This is a genomic window from Streptomyces sp. NPDC107538 (genome assembly GCF_055657445.1).
In genome coordinates this window covers 1-17,914 of sequence record NZ_JBVKAY010000014.1, presented here as the reverse complement: position 1 = coordinate 17,914, position 17,914 = coordinate 1, and the positions used below count along the sequence as shown (strand labels likewise).

Here is a 17,914-nt window from a genome sequence, read left to right as displayed (position 1 = left end):
CAAGATTGCATAAACGTGCAACGAAACGTATAGTCATGCCATCCAGGAGGAGGGTTCCATGGCGGTACGTGTGGCGGTGGCGGGAGCGAGTGGTTATGCGGGCGGCGAGGCGTTGCGTCTGCTCCTCGCGCACCCCGAGGTCGAGATCGGTGCACTGACCGGCAACTCCAACGCGGGTCAGCGCCTGGGCGGACTCCAGCCGCACCTGCTGCCGCTGGCCGACCGGGTGCTCCAGGAGACGACCGCCGAGGTGCTCGCCGGGCACGACGTGGTCTTCCTCGCGCTGCCGCACGGCCAGTCCGCCGCCGTGGCCGAGCAGCTCGGCCCGGAGGTGCTCGTCGTCGACATGGGCGCCGACTTCCGGCTGAAGGACGCGGCCGACTGGGAGCGGTTCTACGGCTCCCCGCACGCCGGGACCTGGCCCTACGGCCTCCCCGAACTGCCGGGTGCCCGCGCCGCGCTGGAGGGGTCCAAGCGCATCGCGGTACCCGGTTGCTACCCCACGGCCGTCACGCTGGCCCTGTTCCCGGCGTACGCGGCGGCCCTCGCCGAGAACGAGGCCGTGATCGTCGCCGCCTCCGGCACCTCCGGCGCGGGCAAGGCGGCCAAACCGCATCTGCTGGGCTCCGAGGTCATGGGGTCCATGTCCCCGTACGGCGTCGGCGGCGGCCACCGGCACACGCCCGAGATGATGCAGAACCTCGGCGGCGTCGCCGGTGAGCCGGTCTCCGTGTCCTTCACCCCGACCCTCGCGCCCATGCCCCGGGGCATCCTCGCCACGTGCAGCGCCAAGGCCCGGCCCGGTGTCACCGCCGAGTCCGTGCGCGCCGCGTACGAGAAGGCCTTCGCCGACGAGCCGTTTGTGCGTCTGCTCCCCGAGGGGCAGTGGCCCGCGACGGCGTCCGTCTACGGTTCCAACGCGGTTCAGGTGCAGGTGGCGTACGACGAGGCGGCGGGCAGGATCATCGCGATCAGCGCCATCGACAACCTCACCAAGGGCACCGCCGGTGGCGCCCTCCAGAGCATGAACATCGCCCTCGGACTCCACGAGACGACGGGGCTTTCCACGATCGGAGTCGCACCGTGAGCGTGACGGCAGCCAAGGGATTCACGGCGGCGGGCATCGCCGCCGGGATCAAGGAGAACGGCAACCCGGACCTGGCCCTCGTGGTCAACAACGGGCCCCGCCTCGCCGCCGCGGGCGTGTTCACCTCCAACCGCGTGAAAGCCGCGCCGGTCCTCTGGTCCGAGCAGGTGCTGAAGGGCGGCGAGGTCTCCGCGGTCGTCCTCAACTCCGGTGGCGCCAACGCCTGTACGGGTCCGAAGGGCTTCCAGGACACGCACGCGACCGCCGAGAAGGCCGCCGAGGTCCTCGACGGGCACAGCGCGGGCGAGATCGCCGTCGCCTCCACCGGCCTCATCGGCCTGCTCCTGCCCATGGACAAGCTGCTCCCGGGCGTGGAGACGGCCGCCGCGCAGCTCTCCGAGCACGGCGGTGAGAAGGCAGCCATCGCCATCAAGACCACCGACACCGTGCACAAGACGGCCGTCGTGACCAAGGACGGCTGGACCGTCGGCGGCATGGCGAAGGGCGCCGGCATGCTCGCGCCCGGCCTCGCCACCATGCTCGTCGTGCTCACCACCGACGCCGACCTGGACAGCGAGGTGCTCGACGGCGCCCTGCGGGCCGCCACGCGCACGACCTTCGACCGCGTCGACTCCGACGGCTGCATGTCCACCAACGACACCGTGCTGCTGCTCGCCTCCGGCGCGTCCCAAGTCACCCCCGACCACGCGGAGTTCGCCGAGGCGGTACGTGCCGTCTGCGACGACCTGGGCCAGCAGCTCATCCGGGACGCCGAGGGCGCCAGCAAGGACATCAAGGTCGAGGTGGTGAACGCCGCGACCGAGGACGACGCCGTCGAGGTGGGCCGCTCCATCGCCCGCAACAACCTCCTCAAGTGCGCCATCCACGGCGAGGACCCCAACTGGGGCCGTGTCCTCTCCGCCATCGGCACCACCCGGGCCGCCTTCGAGCCCGACCGGCTCAACGTCGCCATCAACGGCGTCTGGGTCTGCAAGAACGGCGGCGTCGGCGAGGACCGCGACCAGGTCGACATGCGCTACCGCGAGGTGCACATCGTCGCCGACCTCGCCGCCGGGTCCGAGACCGCCACGATCTGGACCAACGACCTCACCGCCGACTACGTCCACGAGAACAGCGCCTATTCCTCATGAGCACCACGCGGAAGCACACCGCTCTCCCCAAGGCCCAGATCCTCATCGAGGCGCTGCCCTGGCTGACCCGCCACAACGGCAGGACGGTCGTCATCAAGTTCGGCGGCAACGCCATGGTCGACGAGGACCTGAAGTCGGCCTTCGCCCAGGACGTCGTCTTCCTGCGGCACGCCGGCCTCAACGTCGTCGTCGTGCACGGCGGCGGCCCGCAGATCAGCGCCGCCCTCGACCGGCACGGCATCGTCAGCGAGTTCAAGGCCGGTCTGCGCGTCACCACCGAGGACGCCATGGACGTCGTACGGATGGTGCTCGCCGGACAGGTGCAGCGTGAACTGGTCGGACTGCTCAACCAGCACGGACCGCTCGCCGTCGGACTGACCGGCGAGGACGCGCACACCATCACCGCCACCAAGCACCAGCCCGAGATCGACGGCGAGTTGGTCGACATCGGGCGGGTGGGCGAGATCACCGCGATCGACACGGGCGCGATCGAGGCACTGCTCGCCGACGGCCGGATCCCGGTCGTCTCGTCGATCGCCCGTAGCCAGGACGACGGACATGTCTACAACGTCAATGCTGATACGGCGGCTGCGGCACTCGCTGCCGCGCTGGGCGCCGAGACTCTCATGGTCCTCACGGACGTCGAGGGCCTCTATGAGGACTGGCCGCACAGCGACGAGGTGATCAGCCGCCTCACCGCTTCCCAACTGGAGAAGCTGCTGCCGGAGTTGTCCTCCGGCATGGTGCCGAAGATGCAGGGCTGCCTGTACGCCGTACGCAACGGCGTGCGGACCGCCCGGGTCATCGACGGCCGGGTCCAGCACTCGATCCTGCTGGAGATCTTCACCGACGAGGGCATCGGCACGATGGTCGTGCCGGACGCCGAGCATGAGGGGGACGCCGTATGACCACGAACACCGAGCTGACCCAGCGGTGGCAGGGCTCGCTCATGAACAACTACGGCACGCCGAGGCTCCCGCTCGTCCGCGGCGCGGGCAGCCGGGTGTGGGACGCCGACGGCAAGGAGTACGTCGACTACGTCGGCGGTATCGCGGTCAACGCCCTCGGCCACGCCCACCCGGCGGTCGTCGAGGCCGTCAGCAACCAGATCGCCTCCCTCGGCCATGTCTCCAACCTGTTCGTCGCCGAGCCGACCGTCGCCCTCGCCGAACGGCTCCTGGAGCACTTCGGGCGCGACGGCAAGGTCTTCTTCTGCAACTCGGGCGCCGAGGCGAACGAGGGTGCGTTCAAGATCGGCCGGCTGACCGGGCGGACCCATATGGTCGCCACCCAGGGCGGTTTCCACGGCCGGACCATGGGCGCCCTCGCCCTCACCGGCCAGCCCGGCAAGCAGGGCCCGTTCCTGCCGCTGCCCGGCGACGTCACCCACGTCCCGTACGGCGACGCGCAGGCGCTCGCCGCCGCGGTCACCGAGGAGACGGCGCTCGTCATCATCGAGCCCGTCCAGGGCGAGAACGGTGTGGTCGTCCCGCCCGCCGGCTATCTGAAGGCCGCCCGGGCCATCACGGCCGCCACCGGCTCGCTGCTGGTCCTCGACGAGGTGCAGACCGGAGTCGGGCGGACCGGACACTGGTTCGAGTACCAGGCGCACGAGGGTGTCCTCCCGGACGTCGTCACCCTCGCCAAGGGCCTCGGCGGCGGACTGCCGCTCGGCGCGACCGTCGCCTTCGGCCGGGCCGCGGAGCTGCTCCAGCCGGGCCACCACGGGACGACCTTCGGCGGCAACCCGGTCGCCTGCGCCGCCGGACTGGCCGTTCTGGAGACGATCCGGGCGGAAGGGCTGCTGGAGAACGTCAAGCGGCAGAGCGAGAAGCTGCGGAACGGAATCGAGTCCCTCGGCGACCCGATGATCGACTATGTCCGTGGCGCGGGCCTCCTGCTGGGTATCGTGCTCACCGAGCCACTCGCGCCCCTGGCGCAACAGGCCGCTCAGGACGCCGGTTTCCTGGTGAACGCGCCCGCCCCCGATGTCGTACGGCTGATGCCCGCGCTCAATATCGGTGACGCTGAGGTGGATGCCCTCCTCCAGGCGCTGCCCGGCGTCCTCGACGCGGCGCGGGCGGCGCACGAAGCCAGTGGGGACGGACGAGCCGGAGAATGAGACGACGATGAGTCAGGCGCAGGAGCACGACCAGGCGGGGCCCGCCGTGCCGCAGACCCGCACCGCACGCCACCGGCGGATCGTGGACATCCTCAACCGGCAACCGGTGCGGTCGCAGAGCCAGTTGGCGAAGCTGCTGTCCGACGACGGGCTGAGCGTCACGCAGGCGACGCTCAGCCGGGACCTGGACGAGCTGAACGCGGTGAAGATCCGCAACACCGACGGCGACCTGATCTACGCGGTGCCGAGCGAGGGGGGTTTCCGGACGCCCCGGGCGCCGCTGGGGGAGTCGGCGAAGGAGGAGCGGATGCGGCGGCTCTCGGCGGAGCTGCTGATCTCCGCGGAGGCGTCGGCGAACCTGGTCGTGCTCCGGACGCCGCCCGGCGCGGCCCAGTTCCTGGCCTCGGCCATCGACCAGGCCGAACTGCACGACATCCTCGGGACGATCGCGGGCGACGACACGCTGCTGCTGATCAGCCGGGATCCGGTGGGCGGGCAGGCGTTGGCGGACCATTTGCTGCGGCTCGCTCAGAACGGGAACGGCCACTGAAGGGGTGGGTTGCGCGGGGAGGCCGACTGCGGGTCCGTCGTGGCTGGTCGCGCAGTTCCCCGCGCCCCTGAAGGACGGGCTGCGCCCGCCTTCCCCCTACCTCAGCCCAGCCGCGCCGCCAACCCTCCCGTGCAGCGGACCTCGTCGCCCGCGGTGATCAGCAGGGCCTCGGCGTCGTCGAGGGACTCCAGCCAGGCCAGGCCCTCGCGGGAGCCCATGGCGAAGGCGGCGGTGGCCCAGCAGTCGGCCCAGGTGAGGCTGGGGGCCACGACGGTCACGGAGACCAGGTCGGTCACGGCGGACCTGCCCGTACGGGGGTCGACGATATGGGCCCCCCGCTCCGCCGTCCCGGACGTGGCGACGGCGAGCCGATCGGCACCGGCGGCGGTCACGACGGCCGCCAGCCCACCCGGCCGCAGGGGATCGGCCACCCCGACCCGCCAGGGCCGCTCGGGGCCGGGCACGCCGCACAACTGCACATCGCCGCCCCCGTTGACGCTCACCCCGACCACACCCGCCTCGACCAGCCGCAGCGCCGCCCGCTCGGTGGCCCACCCCTTCACCAGCCCCGTCGGATCGAAGCGGCCCTCGTACGTCGCGCTGAACCAGCCCCGGCTCACCCGCTCGGCCTCGGCGCACAGTTCGAGCACCTCGCCGACCTCGGGACCGCACTCCTCGATCGTCACCTCGCCCCGGGCGAGCCGGGAGATCTGGCTGTCCTCGCGGTAGGTGCTGAACACCTCGTCCACGGTGTGGAGTCCGGCCACCGCCTCGTCGAGCGCGGCCCTGACCACCGCGGGCTCGCCTCCCCGGACGTCGAACGAGAAGACGGTGCCCATGACCTCCTCGGCGTGCCGCAACTGGGCGGGCGCGGCGGCCCCGGCGGGTTCGGCCACCGGATCAGCCGGCCTGGTCCAGCGCGGACTGGAGGGACTGCTTGTAGCCACCGCTGGTGTATGTGGCGCCCGAGACAGCATCGATGTCAGCGCTCCCTGCCGAGACGGCGTTCTGGTTGAGCTTCGGGATGGCGGTGCCGCTGATCTGCGTCGAACGGCCGCCGCTGGGCTGCTGCAGCGCCTCGGCGCCTGTGATCTTGCCGTCGGTGACCGTGACCCGGACCTGGACCGGCCCGTAGTCGGTCTGGATGGCGGAGCCGGTCAGCACCTGGGTGCCCGTCGCCTGCCCGGCCCCGGAGCCCGCGGCGTCCCCACCGTCCTCGGCACCGCCGCCCGCGTCCTGCGAACCGCCCGCCTCGACCTCGGTGCCCTGCCCGCTACCGGCACCCTGACCGCTGCCGGCCTGGTCGAGGGCGGCCTGGAGGGACTCCTTGTAGCCGGCGCTGGTGTAGGTGGCGCCCGAGACCGCGTCGATCTCGGCGCTGCCCGCCGCCACGGCCGCCTGGTTGAGCTTCGGCACCGAGTCGGCGGTGATCTGGGTGGACCGGCCACCGCTCGGCGCCTGGACGGCCTCCGCGTTGGTGATCTTGCCGCCGGCGACCGTCACGCGGACCTGCACCGGCCCGTAGTCGGTCTGCACGGTCGTACCCGTGAGCACCTGCGCATCACCACCGCCCTGGCCGCTGCCGGCCTGGTCGAGGGCGGCCTGGAGGGACTCCTTGTAGCCGGCGCTGGTGTAGGTGGCGCCCGAGACCGCGTCGATCTCGGCGCTGCCCGCCGCCACGGCCGCCTGGTTGAGCTTGGGGATGGCGTCGCCGCTGATCTGCGTGGACCGGCCGCCACTGGGCTGCTGCACGGCCTCGGCGGCTGTGATCTTGCCGCCGTTGACCGTGATGCGGACCTGCACCGGGCCGTACTCGGTCTCGACCGCGGTACCCGTCAGGGTCTGCGCCCCGGCCGCCACCCCGCCCTGTGCCGAAGGCGCGCCCCCGGCCGCCCCGGCCTGTACCGAACCGGCGTCCGAGGCCGGCTTCAGCGACAGCAACAGCACGATGCCGGACACGGTGGCGGCGGTGGCGAGCAGGGTCCGCCGGATGGGGTGGCTCTTCTTCATCGCTCCTTCAGCTCCTGAAGTGTGAAGTCTCGCGGGGGAGTTCCGCGGGGCGAACCCGGGGGAAACCCATGGCCAGAAGTCGGGGTGGGAGGTCCTGCGGCCCTGTGGACCTGGACCTACGTGGGGATGGACCTATGTGGGGATGGACCTACTGCCGGGACAGGCGGAGTCCGGTCCCGGCGTCGCTCACATCTCGAACGACTCGTGGTGGATACGGCGGGTCGGGACGCCCGCGCCGCGCAGCGCCTCGTACACGCCCTGGGCGAAGCCGGGCGGCCCGCACAGGAAGACGTCGTGGCTCTCGATGTCCGGGATCTTGCGGCGCAGGGAGTCCGGCGAGATGTCGGGGCGCTCGCCCTCGGGGCTGTTCACCGCGTACATCAGCCGCGCCCCGCGCTCCTCGGCGATCAGCGCCAGCTCGTCCCAGAGGGCCAGGTCCTGGGTGGTGTTGGCCCGGTAGAGCAGGGTCAGGTCACCGGCCGCGCCGGGCAGCGTCTCGAACAGCGCTCTCATCGGGGTGATGCCCACACCGCCGGCCACCAGCAGCACCTTGCCCCGGCTGCGCTTGCCGGCCGTGAGCGCCCCGTACGGGCCCTCGGCCCACACCCGGGTGCCGGGCTCCAGATCGCGCAGGGCCGTGCTGTGGTCGCCGATCGCCTTGACCGTGATCCGCAGCATGTTGGGGCGGGGCGCCGCCGACAGCGAGTACGGGTGCGAGCTGAACCGCATGCCCGGCGCGAGGAACCGCCAGCGGAAGAACTGCCCGGCCTCCGCGCCCATCCGGTGCAGCTTGCGCCCGCTCATCAGCACGGACACGATGCCGGGCGACTCCTCGATGACCGCCTCGACCCGCAGCCGGTGCTTCATGTTCAGCTTGATCGGGCAGATGATCCGGTACCAGACCACCAGCGAGGTCACCGCCCCGTACAGCCCGTACCAGGCGGTCTTCGCGGCGGGCGTGGCGGCGAACTCGTTGCCCGTGGTGATCTGGTGCCAGAACGTCAGGAACGTGGCCGCGTACGTCAGCAGGTGCGTGTGGTACCAGAGGTCGTACGGGATCCGCTTGCGCACCGGGCCGATCGAGATGAGCCCGATGAAGACCAGCAGGCCGGTGCCGATGGCGGCCTTGCCCATGTCCGGCAGCTGGTTGATGGAGTCGATGGTCTGCTGCAGGATCGCGGTGTGGGTGAGACCGGCCTGGAGGGCGTACCCGTACATCGTGAGGACGACGTGCGCGACGACCAGGCAGAGCGTGTAGCGGCCGGTCATCGCGTGCCAGCGGGCCACCCGGTCGGAGCCGACCCGGCGCTCCAGCGCGGGCACCCGGGCCATCTGGAGCACCACCAGAGCCATCAGGTAGCCGCCGAGCAGGCCCGTGATCCGCCCGGCGTTGACCATCTTGCTGCCCTGGTCCGCGATGGACGGCGTGTTGTCCCACCACAGCCACACCACCGCGGCCGCGCCCGCCCAGAAGGCGATGAGCAACGGGACGGCGGGAGAACGACGAGGTCGGATGCGGCGCATCGTCTGGCGGCGCGCGGCGCGACCTCCGGCGATCGTGGACACGGTTCCTCCGTGGTGGGCTGGACCCTTGGCCCACACGTACGTGCAGGGAGTGCCGCGTGTTCAACGATGTGTACAACTGCCTTGCGGAACGCGTGGTACCGGAGGCGGTACCCGACGCCGGCCGCGCGCCCCGCTGCGGCGGACGCCGTCAGACCGCCGAGGGCGGCAGCGGCAGGGGGAGCCCCGGCAGACCGTCCAGGCTGGTCGCGATGTGCTCCTTGGAGGCGAAGTAGGCGCTGAGCGAGTCGTCGTCCTCGCGCGCGAAGCGCCGGCCGTGCAGGTCGCGGTCCTCCTCGTACGCCATGAACGGCACGGAGTAGCCGCAGCTGTCCCGGATGCGCCGGGCGTGCACCACGACGATCGCGCGCAGCCCGTGCGCGGTGGGGTCGATGTCGGGGAAGCGGGCGAGGAGCCCGGCGAACCGCGGGTCGTCGCGGAGCACGGCCTCGCCGGTGCCGTGCACCCGCACGATGTTCGGCGGGCCCTGGAAGGCGCACCACATCAGGGTGATCCGGCCGTTCTCGCGCAGATGCGCGATGGTCTCCGCGTTGGACCCGGCGAAGTCCAGGTAGGCGACGGTCAGTTCGTCGAGGATCACGAAGGAGCCCTTGAGGCCCTTGGGGGAGAGGTTGACCGTGCCGTCGCCGGACAGGGGCGCGGTCGCGGTGAAGAAGAGAGGCTGGGCCTCGATGAACGTACGCAGGCGGCCGTCGATGCGCTCGTAAGTCTTTCCCATGTCTAACGATTATTGACGGAAACGCTTCGTCTGTCTAAGGAATTGGCGCGCGCTGCGGGGGAGCGGACCCGGAAACACGAATTCCGGGTGGACCCCCTCGCTGGGATCCACCCGGAACCAGGTCCTCCATGGCCGCCCCGGCCGGCGCGCGGGGCGGCCACGGCCCCTGTCATCCGCCAGGGGCGCAGGAGGTCACTCCGGTCGCCGACCGGGCCTGCGGACTACTGGTTGAGCTGGCAGGGGGCGAGGGCTTCGAGGCCCTCGGGCTTGGCGGCGGCGCGGCCGATGGCGGTCTCGATGCGGTTCAGCGCGGCGACGCGCTTGTCCTCCAGCGGGCCGAGGATGGCGTTGTCGACGAAGTTGGCACCGCCCTGGCCGACCGTGTCGATCAGGCGCTGGTTGGCCTCCTGGATCTGGGTGTCGAGCTGGGCCAGGTTGCGGTCCACCTCGGCCTGGGCGGAGGCGGGGATGGCCGGGAGGCTGCCCTCGACCTCGGGGCAGGTGATGGTGCCCGCGGCACCGGCGTCGCCCGCGTCGGCGGCACCCTCGTCCGCGCCCGCACCGGCTTCCTCGCCGGCGCCGGCCTCGGCACCCGCACCGGCCTCGGCGCCGGCGTCCGCCTCTTCACCGGCGCCCGCGGCGCCCTCGTTCAGCTCGCAGGGGGCGAGCGCCTCCAGGCCCTCGGGCTTCTCGGCGGCGCGGCCGATGGCGGTCTCGATGCGGTTCAGCGTCGCGACGCGCTTGTCCTCCAGCGGGCCGAGGATGGCGTTGTCGACGAAGTTGGCACCGCCCTGGCCGACGGTGTCGATCAGGCGCTGGTTGGCTTCCTGGATCTGGGTGTCGAGGAGAGCCAGGTTGCGGTCGACCTCGGCCTGGGCGGAGGCGGGGATGGCCGGGAGGCTGCCCTCGACCTCGGGGCAGGTGATGGTGCCCGCGGCACCGGCGTCGCCCGCGTCGGCGGCACCCTCACCCGCGTCCGCACCCGCACCGGCGTCCGCACCCGCGCCGGCCGCGGCTTCCCCGCCGGCGCCCGCGGCGCCGCCCTGGACGAGCTCACAGGGGGCGAGGGCTTCGAGGCCCTCGGGCTTGGCGGCGGCGCGGCCGATGGCGGTCTCGATGCGGTTGAGCGCGGCGACGCGCTTGTCCTCCAGCGGGCCGAGGATGGCGTTCTGGACGAAGTTGGCGCCGCCCTGGCCGACCGTGTCGATCAGGCGCTGGTTGGCTTCCTGGATCTGGGTCTGCAGCTGGGCGAGGTTGCTGTCGACCTCGGCCTGCGCGGAGGCGGGGATCGCCGGCAGGCTGCCCTCGACGGCCGGGCAGGAGATGGTGCCGGGGGAGGCGGCTCCCGCGGCGTCCTGGCCGTTGTTGGCACCCTCACCGGCAAGAGCGGAACCCGCGATGACCGCTCCGGAGAGCACGACAGCGGCGGCGCCGCCGATGATCCCTACGCGACGCTTGTTGTACTTCGGAAGAGCCCTGGACATGCGGATGCCTCACTAGGGTCGGGTGTGGTCGTTGTTTACAAACGCGGCGCCTGCGTTCGGGGAGAGTTACGGGTAAGCGGTTTCGTTTGTTCAAACCTTTCTCCGCGTCTCTCAAAGTTCTCTCAGATTGACGATTCATGCAGGGTTCTGCATAATCATGCATGGCGGATCGCAGGTGGCAGATCACGCACGGCAGCGCACACAGTGTGAGACCGACCGACCCTCTCTAGGAGCAACGCGAGTGAGCAGCAACAGCGGTGACGTACGGCTCTGGGGCGCCCGTTTCGCCGACGGCCCCGCCGAGGCCCTGGCGAAGCTGTCCGCGTCCGTCCACTTCGACTGGCGGCTGGCCCCGTACGACATCGCGGGCTCCCGCGCGCACGCCCGCGTGCTGCACAAGGCGGGCCTGCTCACCGAGGACGAGCTGACCCGGATGATCGCGGGCCTCGACCAGCTCGAAACGGACGTGGCCTCGGGCGAGTTCGTCGGCACCGTCGCCGACGAGGACGTGCACACCGCCCTGGAGCGCGGCCTGCTGGAGCGCCTCGGCCCCGACCTGGGCGGCAAGCTCCGCGCCGGCCGCTCCCGCAACGACCAGGTGGCCACCCTCTTCCGCATGTACCTGCGCGACCACGCCCGCACGGTCGGCGGCCTGATCGCCGACCTCCAGGACGCCCTGATCGGTCTGGCCGAGGCCCACCCCGACGTGGCGATGCCCGGCCGCACCCACCTCCAGCACGCCCAGCCGGTCCTCTTCGCCCACCATGTCCTCGCCCACGTCCAGTCCCTCTCCCGGGACGCGGAGCGGCTGCGCCAGTGGGACGAGCGCACGGCCGTCTCCCCGTACGGCTCCGGTGCCCTGGCCGGCTCCTCCCTGGGCCTGGACCCGGAGGCGGTCGCGAAGGACCTGGGCTTCGAGCACGGCAGCTCCGCGAACTCCATCGACGGCACGGCCTCCCGTGACTTCGTCGCCGAGTTCGCCTTCATCACCGCGATGATCGGCGTGAACCTCTCCCGGATCGCCGAGGAGGTCATCATCTGGAACACGAAGGAGTTCTCCTTCGTCACCCTCCACGACGCGTTCTCCACGGGCTCGTCGATCATGCCGCAGAAGAAGAACCCCGACATCGCGGAGCTGGCACGCGGCAAGTCCGGCCGCCTGATCGGCAACCTCACGGGTCTGATGGCCACGCTGAAGGCGCTCCCGCTGGCCTACAACCGCGACCTCCAGGAGGACAAGGAGCCGGTCTTCGACTCCATCGACCAGCTGGAGATCCTGCTCCCCGCCTTCACCGGCATGATGGCCACCCTCACCGTCCACCGCGAGCGCATGGAGGAACTGGCCCCCGCCGGCTTCTCCCTCGCCACCGACGTCGCCGAGTGGCTCGTCAAGCAGGGCGTCCCCTTCCGCGTCGCCCACGAGGTCGCCGGAGAGTGCGTCAAGGCCGCCGAGGCCGAGAACAAGGAGCTGAACGACCTGACGGACGACCAGTTCGCCAAGATCTCCTCCCACCTCACCCCCGAGGTCCGCACCGTCCTGAACGTCCCCGGCGCCCTGGCCTCCCGCAACAGCCGCGGCGGCACCGCCCCGAGCGCGGTGGCCATCCAACTGGCGGACATCAAGCGCGACGTGACGGCCCAGCACACGTGGGCGACGGCCAAGAAGAGCTGAGCCGGGGAGCGGCGAGGCCGAGAAGGCGCGCCCCGTAAGGGGCGCGGGGAACTGCGCGACCAGCCCCCACCGAACCCGCACCTACCCACCCACCCCCGCGCGGAGCGCGAAGAGGGGGTCGAAGGGGCGCAGCCCCTGGAGGATGGGACGGGTAGGGGCGGCGGGGGCGAAATCTCCCCGAGCCCCAACCCCCCGCACCGCACAACGAAGGTCATCGCGAGTTACGTTGGTCGAACCCCAGGAGCCGACCGAACGGAGCCCGCGATGCCCTTCGCCCGACTGGCCACAGCCACCACCCCCACCTGCCACATCGGTTTCGGCCTCGCCGCAGTCGCCCGCCCCGGCTACATCACCCTCGACCGCGACACCGACCTCGGAGAGACCCGCACCGTCGAAGCCCTCCGCACCCGCACCCACGAACTCCTCGACGCCGCCTACGCCCAGGGCGTCCGCTACTTCGACGCGGCCCGCTCCTACGGCCTCTCCGAGGACTTCCTCGCCGACTGGCTCACCACCCACCCCGGCTACGACGACGTCGTCATCGGCAGCAAATGGGGCTACACCTACACCGCCGACTGGACCACCGACGCCGAGCGGCACGAGGTCAAGGACCACACCCTGCCGACGTACGAGCGTCAGCGCGCCGAGACCGCCGACCTGCTCGGCGACCGCCTCGACCTCTACCAGATCCACTCGGTGACCCCGGACAGCCCGGCCCTCACCGACAAGGAACTCCACGCCCGGCTGGCGGAGGCCGCGGCCCAGGGCGTCACCATCGGCTTCTCCACCAGCGGCCCGGCCCAGGCGGACGCCATCCGCACCGCGCTCACCGTGACCGTCGACGGCGAACCCCTCTTCCGTACCGTCCAGTCGACGTACAACGCGCTGGAGACCTCCGCCGCCCCGGCCCTCGCCGAGGCCCACGACGCCGGGCTCACCGTGATCGTCAAGGAGGGCATGGCCAACGGCCGCCTCGCCGGCCCGCACGCCCCGGACGCACTGCGGGCCGTGGCCGAGCAGACGGGCCTCGGCTGCGACGCGGTCGCCCTCGCGGTGGTCCTGCGACAGCCGTGGGCGGGCGTCGTCCTCTCCGGTGCCGCCACCGTCAGCCACCTCGCCTCCAACCTGCACGCGGCGGTCGTCGACCTCGACGACGACCAGCTGACCCGCCTCGCGGCCCTCGCCGAGGACCCGCGGACGTACTGGGAGAAGCGCGCCGGGCTGCCCTGGCACTGACCAGGCGGCCCCGGCGCGGGAAGAACCTCCCGCACCCCCTCACGGCCATGAGACATTCACGCCTGCAGTGAGACATCAATGTCTCACATGGGCTATGGTTGTCTCATGGCCGTCGATCGTGAACACGTGCTGCGCAGCGCAGCCGCCCTGCTGACCCGTAAGTCCACCGCGACGATGGACGAGGTCGCGAAGGCCGCCGGGATCAGCCGGGCCACGCTGCACCGCCACTTCGCCGGGCGCGACGCGCTCGTCCGGGCGCTGGAGGCGCTCGGTATCGAGGAGTGCGAGGCCGCGCTGGCCGCCGCCCGCCCGGCCGAGGGTCCGGCACGCGACGCCGTACGACGGCTGGTGCGCGAGATCGAACCGGCCGCGGGCCTCCTCGCCTTCCTCTACACCGAGAACCAGCTGTTCGAGGGCGAGGAGCAGCACGAGGGCTGGGCCCGGATCGACGCCGGTATCGGGGCCCTCTTCAAACGCGGCCAGGCGGAGGGCGAGTTCCGTATCGACCTCACCCCGGCCTGGCTGACCGAGGCGCTGTACGGCCTGCTGGCCTCCGGCGCCTGGGCCGTCTCGGAGGGCCGCGTGGCCCCCAACGACTTCACCTTCATGATCACCGAGCTGCTGCTCGGCGGCGCCCTGCGCCACCCGGACCAACCGGGACACCCCGATCACGCTGTACGACCGAGAGAGGAATCATGACCAGCACCCTGCGGCCGGCCCGCACCGTGGAGACGGAGAAGAGGCCCGGCCGCTGGCTCGCCCTCGCCGTCCTCGTGCTCGCCGTGCTGCTGGTGGCCGTCGACGCGACCGTCCTCGGTCTCGCGACCCCCTACATCAGCGAGGACCTGAAGCCCTCGGGCACCCAGCTCCTGTGGATCGGCGACGTCTACTCGTTCGTCATCGCGGGCCTGCTCGTCTCGGCGGGCAGCCTCGGTGACCGCATCGGCCGCAAGAAGCTGCTGCTGATCGGCGCCACGGCGTTCGGCGCGATATCCGTGCTCAACGCGTACGCGACGACACCCGAGATGATGATCGTGGCGCGGGCGCTGCTCGGTGTCGCGGGCGCGACCCTGATGCCCGCCACCCTCGCCCTGATCCGCAACCTCTTCCACGACCCGCGCGAACGCAGCCTCGCCATCGGCATCTGGGGCGCCACGGCCTCCGCCGGTACGGCCGTCGGCCCGGTCGTCGGCGGCTTCCTGCTCGAACACTTCTGGTGGGGCTCGGTCTTCCTCATCAACCTGCCCGTGATGGCCGTCCTGGTCCTCGTCGGCATCAAGCTGCTCCCCGAGTCCCGCCACCCGAACCCGGGCCCGTGGGACATGCCCAGCGTCGGTCTGTCGCTGGTCGGCATGATCGGTGTCGTGTACGCGGTGAAGGAGACCGCCACCCACGGCGTCGACGGCAACGCGCTCGCCGCGGGCCTCTTCGGCATCGCCGGGCTGTTCTTCTTCGTACGCCGTCAGCTCACCCGGCCGCACCCGCTGCTGGACATGCGGCTCTTCCGCAACCGGGGCTTCTCCGGAGCCGTCCTCGCCGACCTGCTGACCATCCTCGGCCTGTCCGGCCTGGTCTTCTTCCTCTCCCAGTTCCTGCAACTGGTCCAGGGCAGGCGCCCGTTGGAGGCCGGTCTCGCGGAACTCCCGGCGGCGATCGGCGCGGTGGCCGCGGGCCTGATCGCCGGCGCCGCCGCCCGCCGCTTCTCCGTCCGCTCCGTCGTCGCGGGCGGCCTCGCGGCCATCGGCCTGGCCCTCGCCCTGCTCACCGTGGTCGACCGCTCCACCGGCTACCCCCTGATCGGCGCCGCCCTGCTGCTCGTCGGCATCGGCGCGGGCTTCTCCTTCACCGTCACCGCCGACGTCATCCTCTCCAGCGTCCCCAGGGAACAGGCCGGCGCGGCCTCGGCGGTCTCCGAAACGGCCTACGAACTCGGCGCCGCCCTCGGCATCGCGGTCCTCGGCTCGATCGTGACGGGCGTGTACCGCGACTTCGCGGCGCCCGCGGGCACTCCGGAAGGGGCGTACGAATCACTGGGCGGCGCGGTCGACGCGGCGGGGGGAATGCCGTCGGACACGGCCCAGGCCCTGCTGACCTCCGCGCGTGAGTCCTTCGTGGACGGCCTCACCATCGCGGCGGGCGCGGGCGCGGTGGTCCTCCTGGCCACCTCGGTGGCGGCCTGGTTCATGCTGCGCGGACAGCGCCTGGAGAGTACCGCCTAGGGACAGCATGGCCAGGGGCGCGGGGAACTGGGCGAGAAGCCCCACCGACCCGCACCCGACAAAGCGACCGGCGGCGCGTCTGTCGAGTGTCGCCGAACTCCTGGTCGGCACAGCCGTCGACGAGGGCTGCTACCGCCATCCGGAGGCGTGCGTCAAACCAGACGGTTTGGGTGGTGGTCTCAGTCCGGGCGAGGGAACATGCGCTCGACGGCGGTCACCAGTGCGGCGCGGCGGGCGGTGATGGAGGGGTCCACGGCCAGGTCTGCGGCAGCGGCGGCGATCTCGGGCTGACCTGCCCAGGTCATGGCGATCTGGTTGATCAGGGCGAGGACGTCGACCGGGTCCCAGGCCGGGTCGAGCAGCCCGATGCGCTGAGCGTCGCGGAGTTTGTCGAGCTTCCCGGCGATCGTGGCCTGGAGGGGGCTGGTGGTGTCGTCTGCGGACTCGGCCAGTTCCAGGCGGCCCCACGTGATCAGGCGGTAGTGGTCCGGACGAGCCGTGAAGTGGTCGAAGAGGATGCCGGCATAACCGGGCAGGTCGGCCGGATCCAGCTGAGTCGCCTCGACGAGTGCGGTCGTCTCGCGTTCGGCGACGTGCGCGTAAAGGGCTTCCTTGCTGCGGAAGTAGGCGTAGACACGTTCTTTGCTCGTCCTGGCCTGCTTGGCGATACGGTCCACGCGGGCGCCGGCGATCCCGTGCCCGGCGAACTCCTCCTTGGCTGCGGCGACGATCCGCTGGCGCGTGGAGTCGGTGGACTCGCCCGAGGTGGCGGCGTCCGGGGTCTGACCAGGGCTGGTGGAGCGAGGCATGAGCCCAGGATAGGCGACCGAACCGTTCGGTTTTGCGCGGCGCCCCGGACAGGCATAGGGTCATACCGAACAGTTTGGTTTGGTCAGCTACGAGCTGCCGACATGACACGAGGAGCGATCTCATGCAGCACCGCACCCTGGGACAGCAGGGACTGCGCGTCTCCGCGCTCGGACTGGGCGTGATGGGGATGTCCCTGGCCTACGGCCCCTCGAACGACGAGGACGGCATCTCCACCATTCACCGCGCCCACGAACTCGGAGTCGACTTCTTCGACACCGCCGAGCTGTACGGCCAAGGCACCGGCAGCAACGAGACGCTGCTCGGCAACGCGGTCAACGACTTCCGCGACGAGGTCGTCCTGGCCACCAAGTTCGGCTTCGACATGACCAGCAAGACGTTGGGGAGCGGCGTCAACAGCCGCCCGGAGAACATCCGTGAGGTCGCCGAGAACAGCCTGCGCTACCTCCGGACCGACCGCATCGACCTCTTCTACCAGCACATCTCCGACCCCGACGTACCGGCCGAGGAGGTCGCCGGCACTGTCGGTGACCTGATCACCGAAGGCAAAGTGCAGTACTTCGGCCTGAGCAACGTCGGCCCGCAGTACATCCGCCGCGCCCACGCCGTCACCCCGGTCACAGCCCTCCAGTACGAGTACTCGATCTTCGAACGCGAGGTGGAGGACGAGATCCTGCCGGTCCTGCGGGAGTTGGGGATCGGCCTGGTGCCGTACTCGCCGCTCGGCCGCGGCTTCCTCTCCGGTGTGGTCAAGCCCGCCGACGAGTATCCCGAGGACGACATGCGCCGCTGGGACGAGCGCTGGCAGGGCGAGAACTACGCCTACAACCTGAACGCCGCCGAGCAGCTCCGAAAGCTCGCCGCCACCAAGGGCATCACCCCCGCCCAGCTCGCCCTGGCATGGCTGCTCGCCCAGGGCGAGGACGTCGTCCCGATCCCGGGCACCCGCAGCGCCACACGTCTGGAGGAGAACGTCGGCGCCACCGAGGCAGAACTCACCGAGGCCGACCTGGCCCGTATCCGGGAGGTCCTTCCCCAGGGCTCCGCAGGCAGCCGCTACCCGGCTTCGGTGATGGCCGGCTTCCGCACCGACTGACAGCCCGTACTCCAAGTTCGGCGGTCCCGGGCAAGCGGCGGCGTGTCCTCCCCGGCGGGGCTGTGGCCGGGAGGGAACTTCCCCCCCCTCACCCACCACCACACGCCCCCCCCCCCCCGGTCTGCCCCCCACCGGGGGGGGCCTGCCGCAGACGCCA

Annotated in this window: 15 protein-coding genes and 1 pseudogene; 10 read left to right on the top strand and 6 right to left on the bottom strand. The window is 71.3% G+C overall.

What is annotated here, in order from left to right:
* The first annotated feature begins 58 nt into the window (after positions 1–58).
* From argC to ACZ7MG_RS34670, 5 genes are read left to right on the top strand one after another with little or no spacing between them, the layout of a single operon-like run.
* Entirely contained in the window at positions 59–1,087 is a 1,029-nt protein-coding gene (gene argC / locus ACZ7MG_RS34690) for an N-acetyl-gamma-glutamyl-phosphate reductase (protein ID WP_471389619.1), read from the top strand.
* Positions 1,084–2,238: a bifunctional glutamate N-acetyltransferase/amino-acid acetyltransferase ArgJ gene (gene argJ, locus ACZ7MG_RS34685; protein ID WP_471389621.1), complete on the top strand. Its 1,155-nt coding sequence runs from the start codon at positions 1,084–1,086 to the stop codon at positions 2,236–2,238. Before argC ends, argJ begins: the two co-directional genes overlap by 4 nt.
* Positions 2,235–3,146, top strand: a complete 912-nt coding sequence (gene argB / locus ACZ7MG_RS34680; RefSeq protein WP_471389624.1) for an acetylglutamate kinase — start codon at positions 2,235–2,237, stop codon at positions 3,144–3,146. Before argJ ends, argB begins: the two co-directional genes overlap by 4 nt.
* Entirely contained in the window at positions 3,143–4,360 is a 1,218-nt protein-coding gene (locus ACZ7MG_RS34675) for an acetylornithine transaminase (RefSeq protein WP_471389627.1), read from the top strand. Before argB ends, ACZ7MG_RS34675 begins: the two co-directional genes overlap by 4 nt.
* 7 nt (positions 4,361–4,367) lie before the next feature.
* Positions 4,368–4,910 carry an arginine repressor gene (locus ACZ7MG_RS34670; RefSeq protein WP_184896243.1) on the top strand — a complete coding sequence of 181 codons (543 nt, stop codon included), beginning with the start codon at positions 4,368–4,370 and terminating at the stop codon, positions 4,908–4,910.
* A 101-nt stretch (positions 4,911–5,011) separates the two neighbouring features.
* On the opposite strand, the gene ACZ7MG_RS34665 is transcribed toward ACZ7MG_RS34670, so the two are convergent.
* The 5 genes and pseudogenes from ACZ7MG_RS34665 to ACZ7MG_RS34645 form a co-directional block, all read right to left on the bottom strand.
* Entirely contained in the window at positions 5,012–5,806 is a 795-nt protein-coding gene (locus tag ACZ7MG_RS34665; protein WP_471389630.1) for an FAD:protein FMN transferase, read from the bottom strand.
* Between the two features lie 4 nt (positions 5,807–5,810).
* Positions 5,811–6,920: an FMN-binding protein gene (locus tag ACZ7MG_RS34660; RefSeq protein ID WP_471389633.1), complete on the bottom strand. Its 1,110-nt coding sequence runs from the start codon at positions 6,918–6,920 to the stop codon at positions 5,811–5,813.
* Positions 6,921–7,106: 186 nt separating this feature from the next.
* Positions 7,107–8,444, bottom strand: coding sequence for a ferredoxin reductase family protein (locus ACZ7MG_RS34655; RefSeq protein WP_471389987.1), 1,338 nt, complete (start codon positions 8,442–8,444; stop codon positions 7,107–7,109).
* 190 nt (positions 8,445–8,634) lie between these two features.
* The gene (locus ACZ7MG_RS34650; RefSeq protein ID WP_471389636.1) at positions 8,635–9,222 is read right to left on the bottom strand and encodes a pyridoxamine 5'-phosphate oxidase family protein; all 588 of its coding nucleotides are present in this window, start codon (positions 9,220–9,222) and stop codon (positions 8,635–8,637) included.
* A gap of 644 nt (positions 9,223–9,866) precedes the next feature.
* Positions 9,867–10,706 (bottom strand): annotated as a pseudogene (locus ACZ7MG_RS34645) (hypothetical protein); the annotation flags it as partial.
* 241 nt (positions 10,707–10,947) lie between these two features.
* Here ACZ7MG_RS34645 and argH point away from each other — a divergent pair.
* The 4 genes from argH (at position 10,948) to ACZ7MG_RS34625 (ending at position 15,833) form a co-directional block, all read left to right on the top strand.
* Positions 10,948–12,378 (top strand): argininosuccinate lyase, encoded by a 1,431-nt coding sequence (gene argH, locus ACZ7MG_RS34640; protein WP_471389639.1) that lies wholly within the window; start codon positions 10,948–10,950, stop codon positions 12,376–12,378.
* A 264-nt stretch (positions 12,379–12,642) separates the two neighbouring features.
* Complete coding sequence (locus ACZ7MG_RS34635; protein WP_471389642.1) at positions 12,643–13,614, top strand: aldo/keto reductase; 972 nt, start codon at positions 12,643–12,645, stop codon at positions 13,612–13,614.
* A gap of 105 nt (positions 13,615–13,719) precedes the next feature.
* Positions 13,720–14,313, top strand: a complete 594-nt coding sequence (locus ACZ7MG_RS34630; RefSeq protein ID WP_471389645.1) for a TetR/AcrR family transcriptional regulator — start codon at positions 13,720–13,722, stop codon at positions 14,311–14,313.
* Positions 14,310–15,833 carry an MFS transporter gene (locus tag ACZ7MG_RS34625; RefSeq protein ID WP_471389648.1) on the top strand — a complete coding sequence of 508 codons (1,524 nt, stop codon included), beginning with the start codon at positions 14,310–14,312 and terminating at the stop codon, positions 15,831–15,833. Before ACZ7MG_RS34630 ends, ACZ7MG_RS34625 begins: the two co-directional genes overlap by 4 nt.
* A 179-nt stretch (positions 15,834–16,012) precedes the next feature.
* Here ACZ7MG_RS34625 and ACZ7MG_RS34620 read toward each other — a convergent pair whose 3' ends face one another.
* Complete coding sequence (locus tag ACZ7MG_RS34620; RefSeq protein WP_471389651.1) at positions 16,013–16,642, bottom strand: TetR/AcrR family transcriptional regulator; 630 nt, start codon at positions 16,640–16,642, stop codon at positions 16,013–16,015.
* A gap of 122 nt (positions 16,643–16,764) precedes the next feature.
* Between ACZ7MG_RS34620 and ACZ7MG_RS34615 the strand changes: the two genes are divergently transcribed.
* A complete protein-coding gene (locus ACZ7MG_RS34615) occupies positions 16,765–17,757 on the top strand; it encodes an aldo/keto reductase (RefSeq protein ID WP_471389654.1) in 993 nt (330 codons plus the stop codon).
* The last annotated feature ends 157 nt before the right edge of the window (positions 17,758–17,914 follow it).

Coding starts and splice junctions, on each gene's coding strand:
- ACZ7MG_RS34615 (WP_471389654.1), top strand. CDS start 16,765: ATGCAGCACCGCACCCTGGGACAGCAGGGACTGCGCGTCTCCGCGCTC.
- ACZ7MG_RS34670 (WP_184896243.1), top strand. CDS start 4,368: ATGAGTCAGGCGCAGGAGCACGACCAGGCGGGGCCCGCCGTGCCGCAG.
- ACZ7MG_RS34655 (WP_471389987.1), bottom strand. CDS start 8,444: ATGCGCCGCATCCGACCTCGTCGTTCTCCCGCCGTCCCGTTGCTCATC.
- ACZ7MG_RS34625 (WP_471389648.1), top strand. CDS start 14,310: ATGACCAGCACCCTGCGGCCGGCCCGCACCGTGGAGACGGAGAAGAGG.
- argB (WP_471389624.1), top strand. CDS start 2,235: ATGAGCACCACGCGGAAGCACACCGCTCTCCCCAAGGCCCAGATCCTC.
- ACZ7MG_RS34650 (WP_471389636.1), bottom strand. CDS start 9,222: ATGGGAAAGACTTACGAGCGCATCGACGGCCGCCTGCGTACGTTCATC.
- argC (WP_471389619.1), top strand. CDS start 59: ATGGCGGTACGTGTGGCGGTGGCGGGAGCGAGTGGTTATGCGGGCGGC.
- ACZ7MG_RS34675 (WP_471389627.1), top strand. CDS start 3,143: ATGACCACGAACACCGAGCTGACCCAGCGGTGGCAGGGCTCGCTCATG.
- ACZ7MG_RS34630 (WP_471389645.1), top strand. CDS start 13,720: ATGGCCGTCGATCGTGAACACGTGCTGCGCAGCGCAGCCGCCCTGCTG.
- ACZ7MG_RS34660 (WP_471389633.1), bottom strand. CDS start 6,920: ATGAAGAAGAGCCACCCCATCCGGCGGACCCTGCTCGCCACCGCCGCC.
- ACZ7MG_RS34620 (WP_471389651.1), bottom strand. CDS start 16,642: ATGCCTCGCTCCACCAGCCCTGGTCAGACCCCGGACGCCGCCACCTCG.
- ACZ7MG_RS34635 (WP_471389642.1), top strand. CDS start 12,643: ATGCCCTTCGCCCGACTGGCCACAGCCACCACCCCCACCTGCCACATC.